This window comes from Allosphingosinicella vermicomposti (genome assembly GCF_003012815.1).
GTDB lineage: Bacteria > Pseudomonadota > Alphaproteobacteria > Sphingomonadales > Sphingomonadaceae > Allosphingosinicella > Allosphingosinicella vermicomposti.
On sequence record NZ_PXYJ01000001.1, the window covers coordinates 591,862 to 615,560 of the forward strand.

Genomic DNA, 23,699 nt, shown 5'->3' on the forward strand with positions numbered 1-23,699 from the left:
ATGAGTGACACGGAAAAGCCCGCGAAAAAGCCGGGTAAGATGAAGAAAATCCTGCTGATGACCGTGCTGATCGTCGGCATCGGTGGCGGCGGGGTCGGCGCTGGTCTCTATGCTGGCGGTATGTTGCCGGGCGCGGGCGGCAAGTCCCATGCGCCTGTCATCGATCCGAACCAGCCTCACCTCGTCCCGCGCGATGGGACGAGTGAAGCCGACGCCGCCAAATATCATTCGGCGCAGGGCGACAAGTCGCCCGATCCGCGCCTGTTCAAGGCGTCTTATTATCCGCTCGAGCAGAATTTCACGGTGAACCTGCGCGACACGGATGGCTTCATGCAATTGGGGCTCGGCGTCTCAACTTTCTATGACGAGCGTGTCCTGGAAAATGTGAAGACGCACGAAATGGCGATCCGCTCGGCTGTTCTCCTCGCGCTCTCCGATCAGGATTCGATCGCGCTCGCGACGCCGCAGGGCAAGGATCAGCTTCGCAAGGATCTCAAAAAGGCGGTCAACGATGTGCTGAAGGCCAAGGAAGGCTTTGGCGGCATCGACGACGTCTATTTCACAAGCATGGTGATGCAATGAGCAAATCCGCAGCGCTTTCGGGCGATGAAGTCGCCGCGATGATCGACGGCCTCAACGAGCATGCAGCCACGGCCGCTCCGGGCAGCGAGGAAGAGCTTCACCGGCCCTTCTCCTTCGCCAACGAGACGATCCCCCCCATGCCGATGCTTCCGGCGGTGGATCGCCTGTCGGTTCGCATGGCGCGCAAGCTCCGCGACGTGATCGAACCCTTCGCCCGCGACAAACCGGGTGTCGACGCCGAGCGCGTCCACGTCCGCCGCTTCGAAAGCTGGCGGCTGGAACAGCCCGAATTTTCGAGCATCAGCCTCTATCGCTTCCGGCCATTGAAGGGCGCGGTCCTGATCGCACTCGAGCCAAGCTTCATCAGCCGTCTGGTTGACATGTTTTATGGCGGATCCGGCGACTATGATGAACGGAAATTTAATGAATTTACCGCTACGGAAGAACGGCTTCTGGGGCGGATTTCAGAAGCGCTCATCGACACGCTTACCGAGGTATGGTCCGAAGTCATGACGGTTTCGCCGCAGCTCCTGTCACGGGAAACGAACACGGCCTATGCCAGCCTCGTCCGTGGCGACGAGCCGGTGGCCGTCGCGCGCTTCACCGTGACCTTGGGGCAGGGGCGTCCGGCGAAGATCGACATCCTCTATCCGGTGTCGGCCCTTCGTTCGGTTGAAAACGAGCTTTCGGCGAAGGTGCATGACGATACGAGCCGGACGGCCCGGCAACGCATGGCCTCGGCGCTTGGCGAAGTCCGCATCCAGGCGCGGAGCGTGCTCGCGCGGCCCAGCATCTCCATGCAGGAATTGCTGGCGCTCGAACCCGGCGACGTCATCCCGATCAGCCTGCCCGCCCAGGTGCCATTACTGGTGTCCGGTCGCCTGCTCGCCTTCGGGTCGATCGGCGATCAGGAAGGCAAGGCCGCGCTCAGGATTGAAAAAGTAGACAGGAGTGGCGCTCGATGAGCGACGTTGAAGAAAAGATCGCGCAAAAGCCTGAGGACGCCGTTCTCGCGGGCCGGAATTATCAGCTGCTCGCAGACATTCCGCTGCGCCTGTCGGTAGAAGTCGGCAGCAGCTCGCTCAAGCTCTCCGAATTGCTCGATCTTCAGGAAGGCAGCGTCGTCGAGCTTGATCGTCAGGCGCACGACCTTCTCGACATCATGGTCAACGGCCGCCTCATCGCGAAGGGCGAGGTGGTGACGGTGAATAACCGCTTCGGCATCCGCATCGTCGAAGTAATCGCCGCCGAAGCGCGTCTCGCGGGGCTCGAACGCCGCAAATGATGACCACCTATATTTTGAAACTGCTGTTCCTCGTGCCCCTCGTCGCGGGCATGGCGTTCGGCGCCTTGTGGCTCTGGCGGAAAGCGCAGCCTGGCCTGGCGCTCGGTCAGCGGGAGAGGGCGGTGAAGCTAGTGGATGCCATTCCGCTGGGTGCCACTGGGCGGTTGGCGGTCGTGGAGTTCGCGGACAAAAGGCTGCTGATTTCGGTATCTCGGGGGCAGGTGCAGCTTATCTCCGAAGGCCCGTTGCCCGAGGTTGACGAGAAGTGAGCGCAATCGCTTTACCCGCCTGGTGCCGACTGCGCATTCTGCTGGCCATCGCATTGTTCATTGGTCTGGCTTTGATTGCAGCCCCAGCCTTCGCGCAGGCAGGCGGCCAACCCGGTGCCCTCGACCGCGCCGTCCAGACCATCTCCGGCGACGGCCGACCTTTGTCGCTGTCGCTGCAAATCCTTGTCCTGATGAGCCTGCTGACGGTCCTGCCGTCGCTCGTCCTGATGATGACCAGCTTCACGCGCATCATCATTGTGCTGTCGATCCTGCGCCAGGCATTGGGCCTGCAGCAGACGCCGCCCAACCAGGTTCTCGTCGGCCTCGCGCTTTTCCTCTCCATCTTCGTGATGCGGCCGGTGATTACCGAGATCAACGAAACCGCCTACACGCCTTACGGCAATGGCTCGATCAGCATCGAGGAAGGTGTGTCGCGTTCGGGCGACGCACTTCACAAATTCATGATCGCCCAAACACGCGAGACGGATTTGAAGCTGTTCGCCGATCTCGCGGGGGCCCCGGCCTTCGCCAACGCGCAGGATATTCCCTTCTCGATCCTGCTCCCAGCTTTCGTGACGAGCGAGCTCAAGACAGCCTTCCAGATCGGCTTTCTGATCTTCCTGCCCTTCCTCATCATCGATCTCGTCGTGGCCTCGACGCTGATGGCGCTCGGCATGATGATGCTGTCCCCCACCATCATCTCCATGCCGTTCAAGCTTCTGCTGTTCGTGCTGGTCGATGGATGGGCGCTCACCATGGGCTCCCTCGCGGCTTCGTTCACGGTGGGGTAGAGGCATGGTTGTCGACAGCCCGGATTATTTCATCGGCGTCGCGCAGCAGGCGTTGTGGATCGTATCGCTCGCGACCGCCCCGATCCTCGTCCCCGCGCTGATCGCAGGTGTAATTCTCGGCATGATTCAGGCAGCGACGTCCATCAACGAAGCGACTTTGTCCTTCGTGCCGAAACTGATCGTCGTCGGCCTGTGCCTTGTGCTTTTCGGAAGCGCGATCCTGATGCTGCTGATGGATTTCACGCAGGATATTTTCGCGCGCATCCCCGACATAACGCGATGATCCCGGCCGGTTTCGCGGGGGTCGAAACCCAATTGTGGCTGTGGATGCTCGCCATGGTCCGCCCCGGCGCCGCCTTCCTCGCCGCGCCCGTGTTCAGCGCGCCCGCCGTGCCGGTCCAGCTGCGCCTCATCATCGCGCTAGCCATCGGCATTCCAGCTCTTTCGGCCGCCGATTTCGTGCTTCCGACAGGAGGCCTCGCGACCATCGAAGGTTTCATGCTGGTGCTCGGCGAAGTGCTTGCGGGGCTGGCTCTTGGTTTTGCCGTGCAGATCGGCTTCTCAGCCGCCTTGGTCGCGGGCGAGGCGATCAGCAACGCCATGGGCCTTGGCTTTTCATCGATGATCGATCCGGCGAGCGGACAATCGAGCCCGGCGCTCGGCCAGTTCCTCACCATCCTCGGCACCTTCCTGTTCCTCGCCGTCAACGGCCATCTGGCGCTCGCCGCGTCGATCGTTGAAAGCTATCGCGCGCTGCCGCCCGGCAATGCCTGGATGGCGGCGGAGAGCATCAACGGCCTCGTCCTCTTCGGTAGCACCTTATTCGCGGCGGGCCTTTCCATCGCCTTGCCGGTGGGCTTCGCGATCATCCTGGTTCAGGTCGTGATGGGAATGCTTTCCCGCTCTGCTCCCGCGCTCAACCTGTTTTCCGTCGGCCTCCCCGCCGCGTTGCTCGCAGGCCTTGTCCTGCTCGCGATGGCCGCGCCAGTGATCGGCGAGGGGATATTGGTCTCGATCCAGATGGGCCTCGATGAAGCGAGCCGCCTGGCGCTCGGCGGAGGCGCCTGATGTCGGACGAAGCGGATCGCGACGAAAAAACCGAAGCCCCGACGCCGAAGCGCAAACAGGATGCGGTCAAGAAAGGGGACGTCCTCCAGTCGCGCGAACTCGGCACCGCCCTCGTCGTCGTCGCAGGCGCGATCTGGGTGGCGATGGCCGGGCCGCTGATGATCGGCGCGTTGGAAGAAATGCTCACCGATGCGCTGACGTTCGATGCCGGGGCCGTGCGCAATTTCGATCCGGCCACGGTCGCGTTCGAACTGATCGGCATCGTCTTGGTGCCGCTCATCATTCTGTTCGCGGTGACGATGGCCGCATCGATCGCCGCGCCCGCGGTGCTCGGCTCACTCGGCTTCCGGTCCGGCGCCTTCGCGTTCAAGGCGAACAAGATGAATCCGATGAAGGGGCTGAAGCGCATGTTCGGCATGCACGGCGTCATCGAACTCGCCAAATCCCTCGCCAAGGTGATCCTGCTGGGGTCGATCGGCGTATGGCTGCTCCTCGATCAGGCCAACGCGCTGATCGGCCTTACGTCCCGGGACATCAATGCCGCGCTCGGCGACGTGGGCGAGACATTCACCTTGGCCGTGCTCGTTATGGCCTTCGCGCTTGCCCTCATCGCCCTCATCGACGTGCCGACCCAGATATTGCAGCGTCAGGGGCGCCTGCGCATGACGAAGCAGGAGGTGAAGGAAGAGCATAAGCAAACCGAAGGCTCGCCCGAATTGAAGGCCGCGATCCGCCGCAAGCAGCATGAGGTGCTTGCCGCATCCGCCCGCGCCGCGGTGCAAGATGCGACCGTGATCCTCACCAACCCGACGCACTTTGCCGTCGCGCTCCGCTATCGCCCGGGCAGCGACCCGGCCCCCTTCGTCGTCGCGCGGGGCAAAGGTGCGACCGCCGATGCGATCCGCGAGCTGGCGAAGGAAGCCGGCGTTCCGATGCTGAGCTACCCACAGCTTACCCGCGCCCTCTACTTTACCGCGCGGGCAGGCCAGGTGATCCGCGAAGACCTTTATCTCGCCGTCGCGACGATCCTCGCTTTCGTGTTCAATCTCGACGCGGCGCTCGCGTCGGACACCCCGCAACCCAAGGTCGATGTGCCCACCGGCGCACGTTTTGACGAAAAAGGTCGTCCGGACATTTAAGCTTTCCTTTCCCCTGCCGTTCTTGGTTGCGGCGAGATGGGTTGAAGGCGGCTGGAATGAGCGCGAAGGACCATGACGACATACACGAACGCGCTCTCGAACAGATCGAGGGCGCGCTTCAGATTGCGTTTCAGGGAGAGGCCGGGACGCAGCGCCTGACTCGCATCATCAAGGCGCTCGAAAAAAGACCGCATGGGCATGAGGGCGGCCTTCGCGAACACCTTGCCGCCGCCATAGCCGAAATCGACCTCCTGCGTGAGCGGGCCCGCCGCGGCAATGTGCCGATGGACAGCTGGCTGGCGGCGGTGGCCGACGATCTCGGCGCCACTCAGCCAGCGCCCGACAATATGGCTTTGGAGACCGTCTTTTCGCTCATCGGCCGAATGTCGGCTTACCCCGCCCGGGCCCTCTGCGCGCAAGCGGGCGTGCCTCGCGCCACAGTGCGAATTTTGACGGAGTAAAAACTAAAGAAACCACGCGCCGCGCCGTTATCCAGAACAGCAAGGGGAATGGCCAAATGGTTTCATCGATCGGATATGCGCTGGGAGCCGGATCGGGCCTCGATACCGCCAAGCTGATCGAGGATCTCTACACCGCAAGCCGGGCGCCAAAGGAAGCAGCGATCAAGAAACGCGAAGAGGCCAATGCCGCTCGCATTTCCGGCATTGCCGAAGCCTCCAACGCGATCGCCTCTTTCTCCTCCGCTCTCTCTTCGCTAGTCGGCGGCGGCACGCTCTTCACCCAGCCGACCGTGTCCGACACGTCCGTTTTTTCCGCCAAGGCCCTCCCGGGCTCGCGCCTCGGCGATTATTCGGCACGCCTTGAGGTGAAGCAGCTCGCCCAGGCCCAGACCTTGGTGTCGCAGCCGCTGGGCGCTGCCACCGATCCCGTCGGCCAGGGCACGATCACCCTTAACGTCGGCGGCCGCACGCTCGACATCATTGTCGACGAAAACAATGACAGCCTGGAAGGCCTCGCCAAGGCGATCAATGACAAGAAAGCCGGTGTCACGGCGACGATCGTCACCGGCACGCAGGGCGCGCAGATCATGCTGAAGGGGCAAACGGGGGAGGCGCAGGCCTTCACCCTGTCCGTGCCAGAGGGCACAGTATCGGGCCTCGAACGCTTTGCCTTCGGCCCGAGCGTTACCAACGGATTGACGCAGGCGCAGGCCGCGCGGGACGCGATCGTCATACTGGATGGCGTCGAGGTGGCGCGTGATTCCAATAGCATTTCTGACCTTATTCCCGGCATCCAGCTCGATCTCCTGAAGGCCGCCCCGGGCAATGCCGTGGCCATCGGATCGCAACGGCCGACCGGAGCGATCCGGCAGGCCGTCGGCGACTTCATCGCCGCCTTCAATGAACTGAATATCGTACTGAACGACCTGGCTGGGCCGAGCACCCCGGGCCAGCCAAGCAAGCCGCTTCGCAACGATCTTGGCGTGCGCGATATGATGCGGCAGCTCAATCGTATGCCATCGACGATCCTCAGCAGCGAGGACGGACCGCACACGCTCGGCGACATTGGCGTCTATACCAATCGCGACGGCACATTGTCGCTCGATCAGGAAGTTTTCGACAGGGCTCTCAAGAACCATCCCGACGGCGTCGAAGCGCTTTTCAACCCGGGCCAGCACAGCAGCAATCCCAATCTGGTCATCACCAGCGCGCTTGGGAAGGTTAAGCCCGGCACTTATACGATCACCAATGTCGTGCCGGGCGTCGATGGCGCCGCCGCCTCCGGCTTTATAGACGGAAAGGCCGCCGATGCCGTCGGCAACTTTCTGATCGCCTCGACCGCATCCGGCGCGACGGGCCTCGTCCTTCAGGTGAAGGGCGCAATATCCAGCGCAACGATCACCATCGATGCGGGGATCGGCGGCGCGCTGCTCGCGATCAAGGACGCATTGTTCGCGCCGGGCGGACCGCTCACCAACAGCAATACGCGCTTCAGCGACGAAGCCGGCGATATCGCCGACGACCGCGAGGCGATGGAGCGGCGCATGACGGCCTATCACGACCGGCTCGTCAGCAGTTACGCATCGATGGAAAAACGTGTTGCCGTGTTCAAGGCCACGCAAAGCTATCTCGACCAGCAAATCAAGATGTGGACCAAGAGCGGTGACTGAGCATCGCCGTAACAGGAGTGGGAGGGCGTGAGTATGTATATGACGCATGGACAATTCGGCGCGGCGCGTGCGCGTTATGAGAGCATCGATCTCACCAGCCGCCTGGAAGGGGCGTCTCCGCACCGCCTCGTCGCGATCATGTATGAGGAGCTTTTAAAGGCACTCGACACGATGGGTGCGGCCATCCGGCAGCGGGATATCGTGAAGCGTGGACGCACACAGGCGCGGGCCCTATCGATCCTTCATGGGCTTGAAGGCAGTCTCGATTTCAATCGCGGCGCGGAAATCGCGGCGGGCCTTGCGACCGTCTATCGCGAAGCACGGCGCCTTGTCGTGAATGGCGGGCGCGAGAATGACGACGAACAGATCGTCCGCGCGCGCGACATGCTGGGCGAGATTGCGGGCGCTTGGACGGCGATCGGCCAATAGGACCCCTCGTCGGTGCCGTCAGGCCTTAGCGAGCCCGTATTTCCGCATCTTTTCGATGAGGGTGGTGCGCTGAAGCGAAAGCATACGCGCGGCCTCGGCCACCACGCCGTCGCCCAAGCGCAGCGCTTCGACAATCTGCTCGCGTTCCATCTCGGCCACCATGGCACGAAGGTCGACTGGCGCGTCCTTCATCGATACGGCGGGCGTGGCGGGCTCGGCCGCGATTGACGGAGCAGCTTCGGCGCTCGCCTGCCAGACCGCTTCGCGCTCCTGGCGGTTCATGCGCGGGCGGCGGGCGATGAGCAGTTCGATCTGCTCGGCGCTGACCGTCTGGCCCGAATAGAGGATCACTGCCCGTTCGATCACATTGCGTAGCTCACGCACATTGCCCGGCCAATTATGCGCGGCGAGCTTATCGATCGCGGCTGGCGAGAAACGCACGACCTGCTTGGAATCGGCCATCTGGCGCAGAAAATGACGGACGAGCAGGGGCACGTCTTCGCGGCGATCGCAGAGCGGCAAGATGTCGATCGGAAAGACGGACAGGCGGTAGAAAAGGTCTTCGCGGAAGCGCTGCTCTTCGATCGCTTCGTCGATATCGCGGTGCGTCGCGGAAATGATCCGTGTATCGACACCAATCTCGCCCCGGCCCCCGACACGCTGCACGGTGCGTTCTTCCAGCACGCGCAGCAATTTCACCTGCATGTCGGCGGGCATGTCGCCGATTTCGTCGAGGAACAAAGTGCCGCCGTCGGCTTCCTCGAACCGGCCCTTACGTTGGGCAACGGCACCTGTGAACGATCCCTTTTCATGCCCGAATAATTCGGATTCGAGCAGTTCGCGCGGGATCGCGCCGCAATTGACGGCAACGTAGGATTTGGCGGCGCGGTGGCTTTCGGCATGAATGGCGCGCGCCACCATTTCCTTGCCCGCACCGGATGGGCCAGTGACGATCACCGACGCATTGGTCGGCGCGACCTGACGGATCAGATATTTCAGTTCCGAGATTCCGGGGCTGACCCCGATAATCAAAGATTCAATCGTATTGGCCGGATCAGCCGGCGGCGCCCAGATGCATGACATCAGGCGCAACCGCCGATTTTAAGATTTCGAATCAACCGCATTGTCATCATCCCCTGACCCGCGTTGAAAGCAGGAATGGGGTTCAACCCGTTAACGTTCAGCAAACGCGAATTTCTTTTTTTGTCTTATAACGGGTTGACGCGAATGAACTTTAACGCGGCCGCTTCAGCCCCTTGTGATGGTGTGCCGGGCGCGCTTTGTGGCGCACAGGCGGCGGCCCGGCGCGGCGGTTCTGGCGCGCCATTTCGCGGGGCTTTCCGTCCACGGCTTCGATGGTGATCCCATCCTCGCCCTCGGCACCGGCCTGGGCCGTACGCTTGACGGCGGCCATGAACCGGCTGGCGGCCGCGCGCGGGATTTCGAACATGGTCTCGTTCGCCGCGATGCGGATCGCGCCGATCTCGCTCTTGGTGATGTGCCCGCGCCTGCACAGCAAAGGCAGAATCCAGCGCGGGTCGGCATTGTGCCGCCGCCCGATGTCCATCCGGAACCATATCGTATCCTCAAAGCCCGCGCGCGGGCCCTGGTCGCGCGGTGCCGGACCCTCGTCGAGAAGATCCTCCGGTGCGGGCATACGGGCACGATGTGCCTGGACGAGCGCGGCTGCGATGTCCTCGGCGCTTCGTTGCTCCATCAATTGCTTGGCCAGTGCGCGATCCTCGTCATCCGCCTCGACGGGCTCAAGGAGGTTGGCGAGCAGCCGCTGGCGATCCTGCTTGCGCACATCATCGGACGACGGCGGCTTGATCCATTCCGCATTGATCTTGGCACCGCGCAGCATCGATTCGACGCGCTTCTTGCGCTGATAGGGGACGAGCAGGGCGGCGATGCCCTTCTTCCCCGCGCGGCCGGTGCGGCCAGAACGGTGCTGCAGAGTTTCCGCGTCGCGCGGCAGCTCGACGTGAATGACGAGCGACAAGGTGGGCAAGTCGATCCCGCGCGCCGCGACATCGGTGGCGACGCACACGCGGGCGCGCCGGTCGCGCAGGGCCTGCATCGCCTGGTTGCGCTCATTCTGACTATGCTCGCCCGATAGCGCCACGGCCGCGAAGCCGCGTTCGACGAGGCTGGCGTGCAGCCGCCGGACGCTTTCCCGCGTCGCGCAGAACAGCATGGCCGATTCCGCTTCGTGGAAGCGAAGCAGGTTCACCACCGCCTGTTCGATGTCGGATGGGGCGAGCACGACCGCCTGATAGGCAATATCGCCATGACCGCGATCCTCGCCGATCGTCGAGATGCGCTCCGCATCCTTCTGATAGCGCTTGGCGAGTGCCACGATCGGCTTGGGCATCGTCGCGGAGAAAAGGAGCGTGCGCCGCCCGTCCGGCGTCGCGTCGAGAATCTCTTCCAGATCCTCGCGGAAACCCATGTCGAGCATCTCATCGGCTTCGTCGAGAACGGCGACGCGAAGCGCGCTCAGGTCGAGGGCGCCACGCTCGAGGTGATCGCGCAGGCGTCCCGGCGTCCCAACCACGATATGCGCACCATCGCGAAGATTGCGGCGTTCCTTGGATGCATCCATACCGCCGACACAGGTGGCGATCCGCGCCCCCGCTTTGCCGTACAGCCAGATCAGCTCCCGGCTCACCTGCAACGCGAGCTCGCGCGTCGGCGCGATCACGAGCGCCAGCGGCTCGCGGATGAACGGCATACTGCCATTTTCTTCCAGCAATTGCGGCGCCATGGCGAGGCCGAAGGCGACCGTCTTGCCCGACCCCGTCTGGGCGGAAACGATAAGGTCGCGATTGGCGTCCGCTTCGAGAACGGCGGCCTGAACCGGAGTTGGCGCATCATAGCCGCGCGCGGAAAGTGCCTCGGCAAGGAGGGGAGAAAGCGTATCGAACATATATATCCTGAAAAAGCGCAACGAAGGCGTCGGGCGCGCCCTTAACATGGGTCGGCGGAAAAGTCTCCTTATAATGGTGCGGGCAAGCCGTTACGCGGCTGAACCGAAGCTGACAGGTCCGTTCAGACGTCGAACAGCAGCGACTCGGTAGAAGAATGTCATCTTGAGTGAGGAGATGAGTAATGCGTAAGGTTCTTCTTTCGGTTCTGGCCCTGTCCACTGTTGCCGTTGCGGCGCCGGCCGCCGCCCAGAATTATCGTCATCACGACACTGGCATCGAACGCCAGCTCGACAGTATCGCCCAGCGCGTGCGCCAGGCCGAAAATCGCGGCCGCATCTCGCACCGTGAAGCCAATGGCCTGCTCCGCCGCGCGGACCAGATCGACCGCCTGCACGACCGCTACGCCCGCAATGGCCTCAGCCGCGGCGAGCGTGACGATCTTCGTCGTCAGGTGAACAGGCTGCAGCAGGATCTGCGTTTCGAACGCCAGGATAATAACAATCGTCCGGGCAAACGGATCGGCTGGTAACCGGTACAGCTAGTCCTGAGCCTGTCGAAAGCATTCGACAAGCTCAGGACTAGCGGGCTTGGGATAAGGGCCCTATAAGGGCAGGCGTTGAAGGCGACCCTAATAAGGTCGCCTTTTTCGCTTAGGATTTCAGGAGAATAAGATGCCCATCACGCCGCTCATGCCCGTCTATCCGCGCTCTCCGGTGCGGCCGGTGCGAGGCGAGGGTGTCTATCTCTATGGCGAACAAGGCGAAAAATATCTCGATTTCGCCAGCGGTATCGCGGTGAACCTGCTCGGCCACGGTCACCCGCACCTCACCAAGGCGATCCAGGATCAGGCCGCGACCCTGATGCACGTCTCCAATCTCTACGGTAGCCCACAGGGCGAGGCGTTCGCCCAGCGCCTCGTCGACGCGACCTTCGCCGACACGGTTTTTTTCACCAATTCGGGCGCCGAAGCGGTGGAATGCGCGATCAAGACCGCGCGCCGCTACCATCATGCCAAGGGCAATCCGCACAAGAATGTGCTGATCACCTTCACCAACGCCTTCCACGGTCGCACCATGGCGACGATTAGCGCCACCAATCAGGAAAAGCTCCGCGACGGTTTCGCGCCGCTGCTTCCCGGCTTCACTGTGGTCGAATTCGACAATCTTGAGCAGGCGCTCGCCGCCGTCGACGATCACACCGCCGGCTTCCTGCTCGAACCCGTGCAGGGCGAAGGCGGCATCCGCCCCGCGAGCCAGGAATTCATCTCGGGCCTTCGTAAGGTCTGCGACGAGCGCGACCTGATGCTCGTATTCGACGAGGTGCAGTGCGGTTACGGCCGCACCGGCAAATTCTTTGCCTACGAACATTATGGCGTGGAGCCGGACATTCTAGCTTCGGCCAAGGGCATTGGCGGCGGTTTCCCCTTGGGCGCCTGCCTCGCCACCGAAAAGGCCGCCGCCGGCATGGTCGTCGGCACGCATGGGTCGACTTATGGCGGCAATCCGCTCGCCATGGCCGCTGGACAGGCGGTGATGGACGTCGTCCACACCCCCGAATTCCTCGATCACGTCACCCGCATGGGCGAGCGCCTGCGCGGCGCGCTCGAGCAGATGATCCCCAATCACGATCACCTTTTCGAAAGCGTGCGCGGCCTTGGCCTTATCCTCGGCATCAAGATGAAGACCGACAGCCGCGCCTTCGTCACCTATCTCCGCGACCGCGGCATTCTCACCGTGTCGGCAGGCGACAATGTGCTTCGCGTCCTGCCGCCGCTCGTAATTGAGGACGCGCATGTCACGGAGTTTGTCGAGCGCCTGTCCGAGGCCGCGCGGCAATATGAGGTGGCTCAGGCTGCTGCCTGACCTGTCTCCACCCACACCGCTAGTCCTGAGCTTGTCGAAGGACGGTTCCAGCTGGTTCCGTCCTTCGACAAGCTCAGGACTAGCGGTGTTTGGGAATTGGGGCTGAAATCTCCACACCCCTACACTAAATGAAGCCGATGACTGTCGAACACGAACTGAACGCGGCCAATCTCGATCAGGCCCTGGGCTTCACCATTCCCTCGCGGAACGCACGCGGGCGGCTGGTACGGATCGGCCCGGTGCTGGATGATATCCTGTCTGCCCACGATTATCCGGCGCCGATCGCGCGCATCCTGTCGGAAGCCCTGGTGCTTGCCGCGCTCCTCGGCGCGATGCTGAAGGATGCCGACGGCCAGCTCACGCTTCAGGCTCAGACGAAGGACGGCATCGTCGACCTGCTCGTCTGCGACTATAAAGGCGGTGAGCTGCGCGGCTATGTCCGCTTCGATCACGAACGCCTGGCGGCCGAGCCCAGCATTCCGCACCTCTGCGACCTGTTCGGCGAAGGTTATCTCGCCATCACTTTCGATCAGGCCGCGACGGGCGAGCGCTATCAGGGCATCGTGCCGCTGGAAGGCGACAGCCTTGCCGAGGCGGCGGAAAGCTATTTCAGCCAGTCCGAGCAGATACCGAGCCTCGTTCGCCTGTCGGTAGACGATACCGGCCATCTTGCAGGTGGCGTCCTCATTCAGCACCTGCCGGAGGGTGAAGAAGGGCGGGAGCGTCTCCACACCCGCCTCGACCATCCCGAATGGGAGCATGTCCGCGCGCTTGGCCAGACGATCAAGGCGAATGAGTTGTACGACGCGGAACTGCCGCTCGACACTTTGCTCTGGCGCCTGTTCCATGAGGAAGAGGAAGTGCGCGTCACTGCCGCCCAGTCCCTTACCAAGGGGTGCCGCTGCAATTCGGACTATATCCAGAGCGTCATCGGCCGCTTCGGCGCCGAAGAACGGGCGGAAATGGCTGACGATGACGGCTTCATCAACGTCGATTGCGAATTCTGCTCGCGCGTTTTCCCGATCCGCTTCACGGATTCAGAGGCATGAAACGGCTGTTTTCTCGTCATTCCGGCGAAAGCCGGAATCTCATGAAGGAAAGCGACGAGAGCAGCGCGCCCTTCCAGCCCAAGATCCCGGCTTTCGCCGGGATGACGGGCGTGAGAATCGCGACGGCAGCAATTATCGGCCTCCTGGCCGCATCGCCCGCCACGACGCGGGGCGGCGACAGCTTGGCCGCCCTGTCCTCGCTTGAGGCAGGGCGCTGGCAGCTGCGCGACCTCAACAGCGGCCGCGCGAGCAGCCTGTGCCTCGGCAATCGCCGCGCGCTCATGCAGGTTCGTCATTCCGGCCAATGCGCATGGACGGTTATCCGCAACGAAGCGAAGGATGCGACGATCGCTTATACGTGCGGCGACGGCTCGGGCCGCACCGCGCTGCGCGTCGAAACCCCGCGCCTCGCGCAAATCGACACGCAGGGTGTCCTGGGCGGCATCCCCTACGCCATGCGCGCCGAAGCTAGGCACGTTGGAAGCTGCTAAAGCGCCCGCCCCATTTACCCCCTCCTACGTCATTCCGGCGAAAGCCGGAATCTCAGGACAAGAGGACACCGGAGCTTATCCGGCATGAGATTCCGGCTTTCGCCGGAATGACGGAGGTTATCCCGTTCAGCCCCGGTTTAGCCGCCCTTCGCTAATCCTCCCACGTGCCCGGAATGGCACGCTTTCCTCCCTTTGGGCCATTTGAAGGTCCGAACTGGGCCGCCGCCATTTTGGGGCGGCCCGCTTTTTGGAGCCCTCCGCTTGCGCTCCCCCTCGAACAGGATTAGCCGCGCGCCATGACCGAAGCGCAGCCTCTTGCCGTCGTCCTCCTTTCGGGCGGCCTCGATTCCATGGTGGCCGCTGGCCGCGCCAAGGCGGACGGCTACCGGCTGCTGGCGCTCACCGTCGATTACAACCAGCGTCACCGTATCGAGATTGACGCCGCCCGCAGGATCGCCGACGCCTTGGGTGTGGAGCGCCACATTGTCCTGCCGCTCGACCTCACCGGCTTTGGTGGATCGGCGCTCACCGCCGACATCGCGGTGCCGAAGGATGGGGTCGAAGAGGGCGTGGTGCCGATCACCTATGTGCCCGCCCGCAACACGATCTTCCTGTCGCTGTCGCTCGGCTGGGCGGAGGCGGCGGGGGCGCGGGCCATGTATATCGGCGTCAACGCGCTCGATTATTCCGGCTATCCCGATTGCCGCCCTGATTTCATCGCCCAGTTCGAACGGCTCGCCAATATCGCGACCAAGGCGGGGGTCGAAGGCGACAGCTTCCACGTCGAAGCGCCGCTCCTGCACATGACGAAGGCCGACATCGCCGCCGAAGCCGCGCGCCTCGGCCTCGATGCCGGGCTCAGCTGGTCCTGCTACGATCCGACGCTGGCGGGCGAGCATTGCGGCTATTGCGACAGCTGCCGCCTGCGCTCGAAGGGCTTCGAGGAAGCCGGGCTGCCCGATCCCACCATTTACGCCGCGCGACCGTGAGCTACGCGGTCAAGGAAATCTTCCTGACGTTGCAGGGGGAGGGTGCCCAAGCCGGGCGCCGCGCCGTCTTCCTGCGCTTTTCCGGCTGCAATCTCTGGACGGGTCGCGAACAGGATCGGGCGGAGGCAGCTTGCACTTTCTGCGACACCGATTTCGTGGGCATGGATGGCGCCAATGGCGGCCGCTACGAGGCTGAAGCCCTCGCCGATAAGGTCGCGGTTCTTTGGGGTGAGGGCGAGCGGCCTTATGTTGTAATGACGGGCGGCGAACCCCTCCTGCAGGTTGACCGCCCTCTGCTTGAAGCGCTTCACGCGCGCGGTTTCGAAATTGCGGTGGAAACGAACGGCACCCAGGACGCGCCCGAAGGGATCGACTGGATCTGCGTCAGCCCCAAGGGCACCAATCCCGTCGTCCAGCGTAAGGGCAACGAATTGAAACTCGTCTGGCCCCAGGATGGCGTTGATCCCAAGGCCATGGAAGCCTGGGACTTCGACCACTTCCTCATCCAGCCGAAAGACGGCGCGGACAAAAGCGAATGGCTGCAGGCCGCAATCGCCTTTGTCATGGCCAACCCGCGCTGGCGCCTCTCGCTCCAGACCCACAAATTGCTGGGATTGCCCTGAGCTGAAACGTCATTCCGGCGAAAGCCGGAATCTCATCGTGATTTAATGCTATCTTGTCCCGAGACCCCGGCCTCGCTGGGGGACGATTACCGTCAAACCGTGACGTACTGCCCCCGGCATTTTTTCTTCAGCCGGTTTTTCTTGTCGTAACATTTCTCGTTGAACGTCGGCAGCACCAGCTGCCGCACCAGCGGCCAGGGATTATATTGCAGCATACGTTCGCCGCCGAGCGGCACCAGGCTGTTACGAAGCTCCCTCATGCGCGTTTCAGCGGTCACATGGAACTGGCCCTTGGGACGGGTCAGCGCTTCCTTCGCGATGCCCGATGCCACTTGGCAGAAGCCGACCTGGGCGTGCAGTGTCGAGAAATTATTATAGGTTATGGTCGAATAATCGTCGAACAGCTTCTGGCCCTGCTTCGGGCCATGGACGCGTTTGAAATATTTGCCGACGGTGTTGTAGGCGTCCATCAACTCCTTCGAATGATGGGCGAGAATGTCATTATAATTATCCACCGCGCGCAGATAGGGCGCGAACTGACATTGCAGCGCCGCGACGTTGAGGCCCGCGCGCATATTCCAGATCATATGCGCCTCATATTCGGCCGCACTGGCGCCGGGAAGCGGCAGTCCGACAAGTGGGTCGCTGGCCGCGATTGCGCCGGGCTTGAAATCGGGATCCTTGAAGAAGAGCTGGGCCGAAGCCGCCTGCGGAAGCAGGGTGAGCGCCGCAGCCGCGGCAATGGTCTTCAAGAACCGGAACGCCATTCGCACATCCTCCACGGCCGGTGCTGGCCGCCTCGTCGTCATGTTAACCTTAACCCCACCGGCTCGCAATCCCGCCTGCGATGGATGGAGTCGCCAGAGAGGCGCCTCGTTCGCACCCCGCCGATGTAAAAAGGGGCCGCCCGATCCCGGACGGCCCCTCTTCAAAAACAACCGGACAACCGGCCGCGCTTACATACCGTTGGTGGTGTCCGCGTCGGTCGTCGTCGTAGCCGTGGTGTCGGCGACCGGAGCCGTCGTGTTCGAATCCATGGTCATGTCGGTCGCCATGTTGCCGGCGGCATTGGTGCCGGCGTCGACGGCGGTCATGTCATTGGTCATGCCGTCCATCATCATCATGTCGTTGCTGTCCATTTCCGTCATGGCGGTGTTGTTGACAGCAGCATCTTCGCTGCCGCCGCAAGCCGCGACGAGAAGGGCCGCACCGGCAACCATCGAACCGGTCATAACCTTCGAAAGAATTGCACGCATTCAAATAACTCCCTCGTTAGATGATTTGGTCGGGGTGGCCCCATGTTTTGCCAAATCGAAATCCACAATAAACGGAAAGAATTCGGCTCTCAACCCTTGTCTACTGGGTGATTCAACGCATCCAGGAACGATTTCAGCGCCTTTTTCAGTGCCGCATCGAAACCTTTCATATCGTTCGAGCCGATTTCGGCAAGGCTTGTCACCGGATATTCGGCGATGCCGCATGGCACAATGCCCGAAAAGTGTGAAAGGTCCGGATCGGCATTGATCGAAAAGCCGTGCATCGTCACCCAGCGCCGCACGCGTACACCGATCGCGCCGATCTTGGCCTCGCTATTTCCATGGTCGACCCAGATTCCGATCCGGCCTTCCGCGCGCCTTGCCGTGACGCCGAGCGCCCGCAGCGTGTCGATCAGCCAGCCTTCCAGCGCATGGACGAAATTGCGCACGTCCTTCCCGCGCTTGTTGAGGTCGAGGAGAAGGTAGCCCACCCGCTGGCCCGGGCCGTGGTAGGTGTAGCGCCCACCGCGTCCCGCTTCGTAGACCGGAAACCCCTGTGGATTGAACAATTCCGCCGGATCCGCGCTCGTTCCCGCCGTGAACAGCGGCGGATGCTCGAGCAGCCAGACCAGCTCCTTTGCCTCGCCCGCCAGGATCGCGGCATGGCGCCGTTCCATCTCTGCCAGCGCATCGGGATAAGAGGTAAGGCCGGGCGTTACCCGCCATTCAATCTCTTCAATCATCGCGGCTCATGTGGCGCGTCGGCGGAGGCCGCGCAAGAAGGATGATTGCACCTGCAAAAGCATTGGGGCTATCCACCCATCAGCAACAGGGGAACGCTCTCATGACGACGCTTTCAATTTCTCAGGCCTGGAATGAAACAACAGCCTTCGTGAAGCGGGAAGCAGGGCTGCTTTTCCCGATCGCGCTCGCTTTCCTCGCCGTGCCGACCATCATCTTGCAGTTCGTCACGCCGCAGTCGGTTCCGGGGCAGCCGGTGGAGGGCGGGCCCTGGCTGTGGCTTTTCATTCCGGTGATCGTCGCGACGATGATCGGGTCGCTCTCGATCACGACGCTGGCCATTCGCCCCGCTCAATCCGTCGGCGATGCGATCGGTCACGCCCTTAAACGGCTACTTCCGATTCTGCTTGCGGTGCTGATCCTATCGGCTGTGACCCTGCTCATTGCCGTGCCTGCGCTTCTGGTAATATTCGCACTCGGCTTGACCAGCGAGACGGCGATGCTCTTCGGCGGCCTGGTTTTCCTGGCGATTTTCACCTTCATCTGGATCCGCGTGATCTTGATGACGCCGGTGGCGGTGGCCGAGCCGGTCGGGGCGGGCGGGATCCTTCGGCGAAGCTGGGCGCTTACCCGCGGCCATTTCAGCCCACTCATCATGTTCGCAACAGTGATCGCGATTGTGGCGGTCGTTGCATTTTTGGCGATCACCCTCGTTTTCGGTTCGCTGATCGCTTTGGTTGCCGGGCCGCCGGAAAAGGGCAATGTGTCGTTCGTCCTGTCGCTGGTCGTCAGCGGCATCGCGAGCGCCGTCTTTTCCGTCTATTTTCAAGTGGCTGTCGCGCGCATCTATGTTCAGCTGACCGGCGGCTCGACCAGCGGAATGTGAGGCGCGGCCTCGCGGGGCAGCAGCCCGATAAGGCGCGGATCGGGGAAGCTCTCGAACGAGCGGCGATAGGCCTTAAACCCCGCTTTCACATAAGAAGGCAAAGCGGCCGGATGGTCGAGCGTGCAGGTGTTGACCAGCACGCGCTCCACTCCAGGCCGCCATGCCAGTGCAAGCAGCTGAGCAAACAGCCAGCGGCCATGGCCTTTGCCCGCCAGTTCCGGCACAAGTCCCAGAAACCGGATCAGGCAGGTGCCTGCCTGCGCGAAGTCGAGCTCGATCATGCCGACCTCAATCCCGCGCTGATCCTCGACCACATGAACCTCGCATATCGCCGCGCGAAGCTGATCGTCGTCCATTGCCAGCCGCGAATACCAGAGCCACGGTCCGCCGATGCGCTCGAACAGGGCACGATATTTGCCAGGCTTGGCATCGGTCCATTGCCGCAACCGTAGAGGCGCTGGCGGGAAGGGGCGGGGCCTTGGTCGTTCCGTCATCTCAAGGAACGTCACGACCGCGCCGACATGGCCGGGCGGGATGTCGATGATCTGCTCGTTGCTCATAGCCTGCGCTTCTTAAACGTCATTCCGGTGAAAGCCGGAATCTCAGGAAGGATAGCCGTCCCGAGACCCCGGCTTGGCCGGGGTGACGTGATAGAGGGTCTCAACTCCACGTCGCTTCCGGCGGCAGGCTCATCAGGATGGCGTCGACATTGCCGCCCGTCTTGAGGCCGAACAGAGTGCCGCGATCGTAGATCAGGTTGAATTCGGCATAACGCCCGCGCCATTCGAGCTGGCGGGCCTTGTCTTCGGGCGTGAAGGGCATATCCATTCGCTGCCGCACGATCTTCGGAAAGATATCGAGGAAGGCCTCGCCAACGTCGCGGGTGAAGGCGAAGTGCGCATCGAAAAGACCTTCAAGATGATCGTAGAAAATGCCGCCTACCCCGCGATGGACGCCGCGGTGAGGAATGAAGAAATAATCCTCCGCCCATTTGCTGAACTTCGGATAATAAGTCGGATCATGCGCGGCGCAGGCGGCGCGGAGGCGTGCGTGGAAGGCCTCGGTATCCTCCTGATAGGGAATGGGCGGGTTGAGGTCCGCGCCGCCGCCGAACCAGCGCTTGGTCGTGCAGAGGAAGCGAGTGTTCATGTGGACAGCGGGCACATGCGGGTTCGCCATGTGGGCGACGAGGCTGATGCCGGTCGCGAAGAAGCGGGGATCGTCCTCCGCCCCATTGATCGTCTTTGCAAATTCCGGGCTGAACGTGCCGCCAACGGTGGAAACGTTGACGCCCACCTTCTCGAACACCTTGCCCTTCATCAGGCCGCGCACGCCACCGCCGCCGGGCTCGCCCTCATGGTCTTCACGCTCCCAGGGGAGATATTGGAAGGCGGCATCGCTGTCTGCCTCGCGTTCGATCGCCTCGAATTCCGCGCAGATCCGGTCGCGGAGCGATTCGAACCAGTCCTTCGCCGCGTGCTGCTGTTCATCGAGCTCGATCATCTCGGCCATTCCTTCGTCTGTCTCAGCGCCTCGGCAAGGGCGATGCCCGCGGCGACGGCGATATTCAAGGACCGGGTGCCTTCAACCTGAGGAATCCGCACCCGCATGTCGGCCCGGGCGTGCACATTGTCCGGCACGCCCCGGCTCTCCGCGCCCATTAGGAGGATGTCGCCGGGAAGAAATTGAGCTTCGTCAAGGCGCGTGCCGCCCTGTGTGGTCAGGAGGACGATCCGCCCTTTCGCGGAAGATTCGAAAGTGGCCCAGCTGGCGCGCCGCGTGACGTTCGCCATTTCGGCATAATCCATGCCCGCTCGCTTCAGCGCTCGATCCGAAAAGGGGAAGCCGCAGGGTTCGATGACGTCCAGCGGAACGCCAAGGCAGGCCGCGAGGCGCAGGATCGTGCCGACATTGCCCGCCTGGTCGGGCTGGTAGAGAGAAAGGCGCATAAAAGAACCCGATAGCCGGAACACGCGCTCGGTAAACCCCCCTCCCCCTCGATGGTGGAGGGATGGGGGGTGATGTTCCCGGAAAAGGCGGTGTCCTACGTCGTAGATCACCCCCACCCGACCCTCCCCAATAAGGGGGAGGGCTCGCACACGTAAGGTGCCGTCGCCGTCCTCCGCCGCCCCACGCAAAAAATCGCTGTTGGCAAAGCGGCATGGGGGCGGCTATCAGGCCGCAAGCCGCGACAGGGGGAACCAAGAGCGGTGGTGAGCGAAAACCGCCTTTTTCCGGGAATTTTCGGGACGAGGGCGGTATTTCGTATTCCTGTGTTGAATCGCTCGAAGGGTCATGATGGCGACGGTCGAAAACAGCGATGAAGTGGTAGGAGGGGCGCCCGATGGCGTTCGCCGCCGCGATTTCATCAATATCGCAGCAGTCAGCTTTGCCGGGGTCGGCGCAGTGGCGGTGGTCTATCCGCTGGTGAACCAGATGAACCCGTCGGCCGACGTTCTGGCGCTCGCCTCTACCGAGGTGGACGTGTCGCAGATCCAGCCGGGCCAGGCGATCAAGACGATCTGGCGCAAGCAACCCATCTTCATCCGCAACCTGACGGAAAAGGAAATCGCGGAGGCCAATGCGGTCGACGTCGGTTCGCTCCGCGATCCGCAGACGCTTGCCGAGCGTACGCTTGAAGGCAAGCAGAACTGGCTCATCACGCTGGGCGTCTGTACGCACCTTGGCTGTGTGCCGTTGGGCGCTGCGGAAGGCGAGAATAAGGGTGAGTATGGCGGCTATTTCTGCCCTTGCCACGGTTCCCACTACGACACGGCCGCCCGCATCCGTAAGGGTCCGGCGCCGAAGAACCTCGAAGTGCCGGAATACGCATTTACCTCCGACACTGTTGTCCAGATCGGCTGAGGAAGAACGAGATGAGCTTTCCCTGGGCGGAACATTATACTCCGAAAATGCCGCTGATGCGCTGGCTGGACGAACGTCTGCCGCTGCCGCGTCTCGTCTATAACGCGATCGGCGCCGGTTACCCGGTCCCGCGCAACCTCAACTATTTCTGGAATTTCGGCGTTCTGGCGGGCTTCGCGCTCGTGCTGCAGATCGTCACCGGCATCATCCTCGCCATGCATTATGCGCCGGCGGGTGCGATCGCCTTCCAGTCGGTCGAGCACATCATGCGCGACGTGAACCAGGGCTGGCTCCTGCGCTACGCCCACGCGAACGGCGCAAGCTTCTTCTTCATCGTGGTCTACATCCACATCTTCCGCGGCCTCTTCTACGGATCGTATAAGGCACCGCGCGAAATGGTTTGGCTCTTGGGCCTCGTCATCTTCCTGCTGATGATGGCGACCGCGTTCATGGGCTACGTCCTTCCCTGGGGTCAGATGAGCTTCTGGGGCGCGAAGGTCATCACCGGCCTGTTCGGCGCCATCCCGCTCGTCGGCGAGCCGATCCAGCAATGGCTGCTCGGCGGCTTCGCTCCGGACAATGCGGCATTGAACCGCTTCTTCTCGCTCCACTATCTGCTGCCGTTCGTGATTGCGGGTGTCATCATCCTGCACATCTGGGCGCTCCACATTCCGGGCTCGGGCAACCCGACCGGTGTGGACGTGAAGGGCCCGCAGGATACCGTGCCTTTCCACCCGTACTACACGGCGAAGGACGGTTTCGGCCTGGGCATCTTCCTGATCGCTTACTGCCTGGTGCTGTTCTTCGCGCCGAACTATCTCGGCCACGCGGACAATTACATCCCGGCAAACCCACTTTCGACGCCGGCGCACATCGTGCCTGAATGGTATTTCTGGCCGTTCTACGCGATCCTGCGCGCCTTCACGGTCGACTTCATCCTTCCGGCGAAGCTCTGGGGCGTCATCGCGATGTTCGCGTCGATCCTGCTGCTTTTCTTCCTGCCGTGGCTGGACAAGTCGCCAGTGCGTTCGGGCAATTACCGTCCGGCGTTCAAGAAGTTCTTCTGGTTCGGCCTGATCCCGTGCGTTCTGATCCTGGGTTATTGCGGCGGCGCGCCGGCGGAAGAGCCCTACGTCATGATCAGTCAGATCGCGGCGGCTTATTATTTTGCGCACTTCCTGATCATCCTGCCGCTCATTTCGAAGTTCGAAACGACGCTGCCGCTGCCCAATTCCATCTCGGAATCGGTGCTGCATGGTGAAAAGCAGGAAGCCGCTCCGTTCGGTGTCGACGGCACCAAGCCGGCAACGGCCGCTTAAGGGGGACTGAGGATCATGGTTCGTTTGATTGGTTTCCTGGTCGGCCTCGGCTTCGTCGGCGTCTTGATGATCTCGTTCATCAGCGGCGCGGTGACGTTCGCGACCGAAGAGAAAGTGGAAAGCGTCGAAAGCCGTTTCCACAAGCCGGTGAAGGACGTGCATTTCGCGTCCGACGGCCCGTTCGGCCATTATGATCGCCAGCAGCTGCAGCGCGGTTTCCAAGTCTACAAGGAAGTTTGCGCCGCCTGCCACGGCCTCGGCCTGGTCGCGTTCCGCAACCTTCAGGACATTGGCTATAGCGAAGCCGAAGTGAAGGCGATCGCCAACCAGTGGCAGATCGAGGTTCCCTCGATCGATCCCGCCACGGGCGAAGCGTCCACGCGCAAGGCGATTGCTTCGGACAACTTCCCGAGCCCCTATGCGAATGAAACGGCTGCCCGCGCCGCGAACAACAACGCGCTCCCGCCCGATCTTTCGCTCATCACCAAGGCGCGCCACCACGGCCCGGCCTATGTCTATTCGCTGCTCACGGGTTATCAGAATCCGCCTGCGAATCTTCCGGCCGAAAACCGTCCAGGCACGGGGCTGCACTACAACCCCTATTTCGCCAACCTCAACATCGCGATGCCGCAGCCGATCACATCGGACGGCCAGGTCACTTATGCCGATGGCACCAACGCCACGGTCGACCAGATGGCGCAAGATGTCGCGGCCTTCCTCACCTGGACGGCCGAGCCGAAGCTGGAAAACCGCCATCGCACCGGTATCGCGGTCATCTTCTTCCTGCTCATCGCGACTGGCCTTGCCTACATGGCCTACCGCAACATCTGGGCGGAAAAGAAGTACCGCTAAGCGGCTGCTTCGAAAGCAAAAGAAAATGGGCGTCGCAGCTAAAGCTGCGGCGCCCATTTTCTTTTCCATCATCTTTTACCCCACCACCGCTAGTCCTGAGCCTGTCGAAGGATGGTTCCAGCTGGTTACGTCCTTCGACAGG

The 23,699-nt window shown here is 62.4% G+C and carries 29 protein-coding genes; 21 read left to right on the forward strand and 8 right to left on the reverse strand.

The genetic code is table 11. The features are described from left to right. The 11 genes from C7I56_RS02865 to C7I56_RS02915 are packed head-to-tail and all read left to right on the forward strand — an operon-like array spanning position 1 to position 7,694. Entirely contained in the window at positions 1 to 582 is a 582-nt protein-coding gene (locus C7I56_RS02865; protein WP_106639013.1) for a flagellar basal body-associated FliL family protein, read from the forward strand. After that, complete coding sequence (locus C7I56_RS02870) at positions 579 to 1,547, forward strand: flagellar motor switch protein FliM (protein WP_245409565.1); 969 nt, start codon at positions 579 to 581, stop codon at positions 1,545 to 1,547. Before C7I56_RS02865 ends, C7I56_RS02870 begins: the two co-directional genes overlap by 4 nt. Continuing rightward, entirely contained in the window at positions 1,544 to 1,867 is a 324-nt protein-coding gene (gene fliN / locus C7I56_RS02875; protein ID WP_106639014.1) for a flagellar motor switch protein FliN, read from the forward strand. The genes C7I56_RS02870 and fliN overlap by 4 nt, the downstream gene beginning before the upstream one ends. After that, positions 1,864 to 2,136 carry a FliO/MopB family protein gene (locus tag C7I56_RS02880; RefSeq protein ID WP_106639015.1) on the forward strand — a complete coding sequence of 91 codons (273 nt, stop codon included), beginning with the start codon at positions 1,864 to 1,866 and terminating at the stop codon, positions 2,134 to 2,136. The genes fliN and C7I56_RS02880 overlap by 4 nt, the downstream gene beginning before the upstream one ends. Before the next feature lie 29 nt (positions 2,137 to 2,165). After that, positions 2,166 to 2,927 (forward strand): flagellar type III secretion system pore protein FliP, encoded by a 762-nt coding sequence (gene fliP / locus C7I56_RS02885; protein ID WP_106639608.1) that lies wholly within the window; start codon positions 2,166 to 2,168, stop codon positions 2,925 to 2,927. Positions 2,928 to 2,931: 4 nt separating this feature from the next. Continuing rightward, complete coding sequence (locus C7I56_RS02890) at positions 2,932 to 3,210, forward strand: flagellar biosynthetic protein FliQ (RefSeq protein WP_106639016.1); 279 nt, start codon at positions 2,932 to 2,934, stop codon at positions 3,208 to 3,210. Beyond that, positions 3,207 to 3,995, forward strand: a complete 789-nt coding sequence (gene fliR, locus C7I56_RS02895; protein WP_106639017.1) for a flagellar biosynthetic protein FliR — start codon at positions 3,207 to 3,209, stop codon at positions 3,993 to 3,995. The genes C7I56_RS02890 and fliR overlap by 4 nt, the downstream gene beginning before the upstream one ends. Further along, positions 3,995 to 5,134, forward strand: a complete 1,140-nt coding sequence (gene flhB / locus C7I56_RS02900) for a flagellar type III secretion system protein FlhB (RefSeq protein ID WP_106639018.1) — start codon at positions 3,995 to 3,997, stop codon at positions 5,132 to 5,134. Before fliR ends, flhB begins: the two co-directional genes overlap by 1 nt. A 56-nt stretch (positions 5,135 to 5,190) precedes the next feature. Continuing rightward, positions 5,191 to 5,595 carry a hypothetical protein gene (locus C7I56_RS02905; RefSeq protein WP_106639019.1) on the forward strand — a complete coding sequence of 135 codons (405 nt, stop codon included), beginning with the start codon at positions 5,191 to 5,193 and terminating at the stop codon, positions 5,593 to 5,595. A gap of 56 nt (positions 5,596 to 5,651) precedes the next feature. After that, positions 5,652 to 7,265: a flagellar filament capping protein FliD gene (gene fliD / locus C7I56_RS02910; RefSeq protein ID WP_245409566.1), complete on the forward strand. Its 1,614-nt coding sequence runs from the start codon at positions 5,652 to 5,654 to the stop codon at positions 7,263 to 7,265. A 33-nt stretch (positions 7,266 to 7,298) separates the two neighbouring features. Then, the gene (locus tag C7I56_RS02915; protein WP_106639020.1) at positions 7,299 to 7,694 is read left to right on the forward strand and encodes a flagellar export chaperone FliS; all 396 of its coding nucleotides are present in this window, start codon (positions 7,299 to 7,301) and stop codon (positions 7,692 to 7,694) included. 18 nt (positions 7,695 to 7,712) lie between these two features. Here C7I56_RS02915 and C7I56_RS02920 read toward each other — a convergent pair whose 3' ends face one another. Further along, on the reverse strand, positions 7,713 to 8,777 hold the full coding sequence (locus tag C7I56_RS02920; RefSeq protein ID WP_106639021.1) for a sigma-54 interaction domain-containing protein: 1,065 nt from the start codon (positions 8,775 to 8,777) through the stop codon (positions 7,713 to 7,715). Between the two features lie 151 nt (positions 8,778 to 8,928). Then, positions 8,929 to 10,623: a DEAD/DEAH box helicase gene (locus C7I56_RS02925; RefSeq protein WP_106639022.1), complete on the reverse strand. Its 1,695-nt coding sequence runs from the start codon at positions 10,621 to 10,623 to the stop codon at positions 8,929 to 8,931. Between the two features lie 182 nt (positions 10,624 to 10,805). On the opposite strand from C7I56_RS02925, the gene C7I56_RS02930 reads away from it, so the two are divergent. From C7I56_RS02930 to queE, 6 genes are all read left to right on the forward strand, one after another. Next, positions 10,806 to 11,153: a hypothetical protein gene (locus C7I56_RS02930; RefSeq protein ID WP_106639023.1), complete on the forward strand. Its 348-nt coding sequence runs from the start codon at positions 10,806 to 10,808 to the stop codon at positions 11,151 to 11,153. A 142-nt stretch (positions 11,154 to 11,295) separates the two neighbouring features. Next, positions 11,296 to 12,486: an aspartate aminotransferase family protein gene (locus tag C7I56_RS02935; RefSeq protein WP_106639024.1), complete on the forward strand. Its 1,191-nt coding sequence runs from the start codon at positions 11,296 to 11,298 to the stop codon at positions 12,484 to 12,486. A gap of 137 nt (positions 12,487 to 12,623) precedes the next feature. Next, complete coding sequence (locus C7I56_RS02940; RefSeq protein WP_199792311.1) at positions 12,624 to 13,535, forward strand: Hsp33 family molecular chaperone HslO; 912 nt, start codon at positions 12,624 to 12,626, stop codon at positions 13,533 to 13,535. 41 nt (positions 13,536 to 13,576) lie between these two features. Further along, positions 13,577 to 14,026 carry a hypothetical protein gene (locus tag C7I56_RS02945; RefSeq protein WP_158702978.1) on the forward strand — a complete coding sequence of 150 codons (450 nt, stop codon included), beginning with the start codon at positions 13,577 to 13,579 and terminating at the stop codon, positions 14,024 to 14,026. A 296-nt stretch (positions 14,027 to 14,322) separates the two neighbouring features. Continuing rightward, positions 14,323 to 15,015: a 7-cyano-7-deazaguanine synthase QueC gene (gene queC / locus C7I56_RS02950; RefSeq protein WP_106639026.1), complete on the forward strand. Its 693-nt coding sequence runs from the start codon at positions 14,323 to 14,325 to the stop codon at positions 15,013 to 15,015. After that, complete coding sequence (gene queE, locus C7I56_RS02955; protein WP_106639027.1) at positions 15,012 to 15,638, forward strand: 7-carboxy-7-deazaguanine synthase; 627 nt, start codon at positions 15,012 to 15,014, stop codon at positions 15,636 to 15,638. The genes queC and queE overlap by 4 nt, the downstream gene beginning before the upstream one ends. Before the next feature lie 92 nt (positions 15,639 to 15,730). On the opposite strand, the gene C7I56_RS02960 is transcribed toward queE, so the two are convergent. From C7I56_RS02960 to lipB, 3 genes are all read right to left on the reverse strand, one after another. Further along, the gene (locus C7I56_RS02960; RefSeq protein ID WP_106639611.1) at positions 15,731 to 16,405 is read right to left on the reverse strand and encodes a hypothetical protein; all 675 of its coding nucleotides are present in this window, start codon (positions 16,403 to 16,405) and stop codon (positions 15,731 to 15,733) included. Between the two features lie 189 nt (positions 16,406 to 16,594). Continuing rightward, positions 16,595 to 16,894, reverse strand: a complete 300-nt coding sequence (locus C7I56_RS02965) for a hypothetical protein (protein WP_106639028.1) — start codon at positions 16,892 to 16,894, stop codon at positions 16,595 to 16,597. Between the two features lie 89 nt (positions 16,895 to 16,983). Then, complete coding sequence (gene lipB, locus C7I56_RS02970) at positions 16,984 to 17,637, reverse strand: lipoyl(octanoyl) transferase LipB (RefSeq protein ID WP_106639029.1); 654 nt, start codon at positions 17,635 to 17,637, stop codon at positions 16,984 to 16,986. Positions 17,638 to 17,738: 101 nt separating this feature from the next. On the opposite strand from lipB, the gene C7I56_RS02975 reads away from it, so the two are divergent. After that, on the forward strand, positions 17,739 to 18,521 hold the full coding sequence (locus C7I56_RS02975) for a DUF7847 domain-containing protein (protein ID WP_106639030.1): 783 nt from the start codon (positions 17,739 to 17,741) through the stop codon (positions 18,519 to 18,521). On the opposite strand, the gene C7I56_RS02980 is transcribed toward C7I56_RS02975, so the two are convergent. The 3 genes from C7I56_RS02980 to C7I56_RS02990 form a co-directional block, all read right to left on the reverse strand. Next, positions 18,488 to 19,081: a GNAT family N-acetyltransferase gene (locus tag C7I56_RS02980; protein WP_106639031.1), complete on the reverse strand. Its 594-nt coding sequence runs from the start codon at positions 19,079 to 19,081 to the stop codon at positions 18,488 to 18,490. The two genes, C7I56_RS02975 and C7I56_RS02980, sit on opposite strands and share 34 nt — an antisense overlap. A gap of 100 nt (positions 19,082 to 19,181) precedes the next feature. Next, entirely contained in the window at positions 19,182 to 20,024 is an 843-nt protein-coding gene (hemF, locus tag C7I56_RS02985; RefSeq protein WP_106639612.1) for an oxygen-dependent coproporphyrinogen oxidase, read from the reverse strand. Beyond that, positions 20,021 to 20,470: a tRNA (cytidine(34)-2'-O)-methyltransferase gene (locus tag C7I56_RS02990; RefSeq protein WP_106639032.1), complete on the reverse strand. Its 450-nt coding sequence runs from the start codon at positions 20,468 to 20,470 to the stop codon at positions 20,021 to 20,023. Before C7I56_RS02990 ends, hemF begins: the two co-directional genes overlap by 4 nt. A gap of 349 nt (positions 20,471 to 20,819) precedes the next feature. Here C7I56_RS02990 and petA point away from each other — a divergent pair, with 349 nt between their 5' ends. Genes petA through C7I56_RS03005 form a run of 3 tightly spaced genes read left to right on the forward strand, consistent with a single transcriptional unit; the run spans position 20,820 to position 23,557 of the window. Then, entirely contained in the window at positions 20,820 to 21,386 is a 567-nt protein-coding gene (gene petA / locus C7I56_RS02995) for a ubiquinol-cytochrome c reductase iron-sulfur subunit (RefSeq protein WP_106639613.1), read from the forward strand. An 11-nt stretch (positions 21,387 to 21,397) separates the two neighbouring features. Next, positions 21,398 to 22,705: a cytochrome b gene (locus C7I56_RS03000; RefSeq protein ID WP_106639033.1), complete on the forward strand. Its 1,308-nt coding sequence runs from the start codon at positions 21,398 to 21,400 to the stop codon at positions 22,703 to 22,705. A 15-nt stretch (positions 22,706 to 22,720) separates the two neighbouring features. Next, on the forward strand, positions 22,721 to 23,557 hold the full coding sequence (locus tag C7I56_RS03005; RefSeq protein WP_106639034.1) for a cytochrome c1: 837 nt from the start codon (positions 22,721 to 22,723) through the stop codon (positions 23,555 to 23,557). Positions 23,558 to 23,699: the final 142 nt, after the last annotated feature.

Bases quoted from the DNA above. Each gene is read 5' to 3' on its own strand.
- C7I56_RS02865 (WP_106639013.1), top strand. From the start codon at position 1: ATGAGTGACACGGAAAAGCCCGCGAAAAAGCCGGGTAAGATGAAGAAA.
- C7I56_RS02870 (WP_245409565.1), top strand. From the start codon at position 579: ATGAGCAAATCCGCAGCGCTTTCGGGCGATGAAGTCGCCGCGATGATC.
- fliN (WP_106639014.1), top strand. From the start codon at position 1,544: ATGAGCGACGTTGAAGAAAAGATCGCGCAAAAGCCTGAGGACGCCGTT.
- C7I56_RS02880 (WP_106639015.1), top strand. From the start codon at position 1,864: ATGATGACCACCTATATTTTGAAACTGCTGTTCCTCGTGCCCCTCGTC.
- C7I56_RS02890 (WP_106639016.1), top strand. From the start codon at position 2,932: ATGGTTGTCGACAGCCCGGATTATTTCATCGGCGTCGCGCAGCAGGCG.
- fliR (WP_106639017.1), top strand. From the start codon at position 3,207: ATGATCCCGGCCGGTTTCGCGGGGGTCGAAACCCAATTGTGGCTGTGG.
- flhB (WP_106639018.1), top strand. From the start codon at position 3,995: ATGTCGGACGAAGCGGATCGCGACGAAAAAACCGAAGCCCCGACGCCG.
- C7I56_RS02905 (WP_106639019.1), top strand. From the start codon at position 5,191: ATGAGCGCGAAGGACCATGACGACATACACGAACGCGCTCTCGAACAG.
- fliD (WP_245409566.1), top strand. From the start codon at position 5,652: ATGGTTTCATCGATCGGATATGCGCTGGGAGCCGGATCGGGCCTCGAT.
- C7I56_RS02915 (WP_106639020.1), top strand. From the start codon at position 7,299: ATGTATATGACGCATGGACAATTCGGCGCGGCGCGTGCGCGTTATGAG.
- C7I56_RS02920 (WP_106639021.1), bottom strand. From the start codon at position 8,777: ATGTCATGCATCTGGGCGCCGCCGGCTGATCCGGCCAATACGATTGAA.
- C7I56_RS02925 (WP_106639022.1), bottom strand. From the start codon at position 10,623: ATGTTCGATACGCTTTCTCCCCTCCTTGCCGAGGCACTTTCCGCGCGC.
- C7I56_RS02930 (WP_106639023.1), top strand. From the start codon at position 10,806: ATGCGTAAGGTTCTTCTTTCGGTTCTGGCCCTGTCCACTGTTGCCGTT.
- C7I56_RS02935 (WP_106639024.1), top strand. From the start codon at position 11,296: ATGCCCATCACGCCGCTCATGCCCGTCTATCCGCGCTCTCCGGTGCGG.
- C7I56_RS02940 (WP_199792311.1), top strand. From the start codon at position 12,624: ATGACTGTCGAACACGAACTGAACGCGGCCAATCTCGATCAGGCCCTG.
- C7I56_RS02945 (WP_158702978.1), top strand. From the start codon at position 13,577: ATGAAGGAAAGCGACGAGAGCAGCGCGCCCTTCCAGCCCAAGATCCCG.
- queC (WP_106639026.1), top strand. From the start codon at position 14,323: ATGACCGAAGCGCAGCCTCTTGCCGTCGTCCTCCTTTCGGGCGGCCTC.
- C7I56_RS02960 (WP_106639611.1), bottom strand. From the start codon at position 16,405: ATGGCGTTCCGGTTCTTGAAGACCATTGCCGCGGCTGCGGCGCTCACC.
- C7I56_RS02965 (WP_106639028.1), bottom strand. From the start codon at position 16,894: ATGCGTGCAATTCTTTCGAAGGTTATGACCGGTTCGATGGTTGCCGGT.
- lipB (WP_106639029.1), bottom strand. From the start codon at position 17,637: ATGATTGAAGAGATTGAATGGCGGGTAACGCCCGGCCTTACCTCTTAT.
- C7I56_RS02975 (WP_106639030.1), top strand. From the start codon at position 17,739: ATGACGACGCTTTCAATTTCTCAGGCCTGGAATGAAACAACAGCCTTC.
- C7I56_RS02980 (WP_106639031.1), bottom strand. From the start codon at position 19,081: ATGAGCAACGAGCAGATCATCGACATCCCGCCCGGCCATGTCGGCGCG.
- hemF (WP_106639612.1), bottom strand. From the start codon at position 20,024: ATGATCGAGCTCGATGAACAGCAGCACGCGGCGAAGGACTGGTTCGAA.
- C7I56_RS02990 (WP_106639032.1), bottom strand. From the start codon at position 20,470: ATGCGCCTTTCTCTCTACCAGCCCGACCAGGCGGGCAATGTCGGCACG.
- petA (WP_106639613.1), top strand. From the start codon at position 20,820: ATGGCGACGGTCGAAAACAGCGATGAAGTGGTAGGAGGGGCGCCCGAT.
- C7I56_RS03000 (WP_106639033.1), top strand. From the start codon at position 21,398: ATGAGCTTTCCCTGGGCGGAACATTATACTCCGAAAATGCCGCTGATG.
- C7I56_RS03005 (WP_106639034.1), top strand. From the start codon at position 22,721: ATGGTTCGTTTGATTGGTTTCCTGGTCGGCCTCGGCTTCGTCGGCGTC.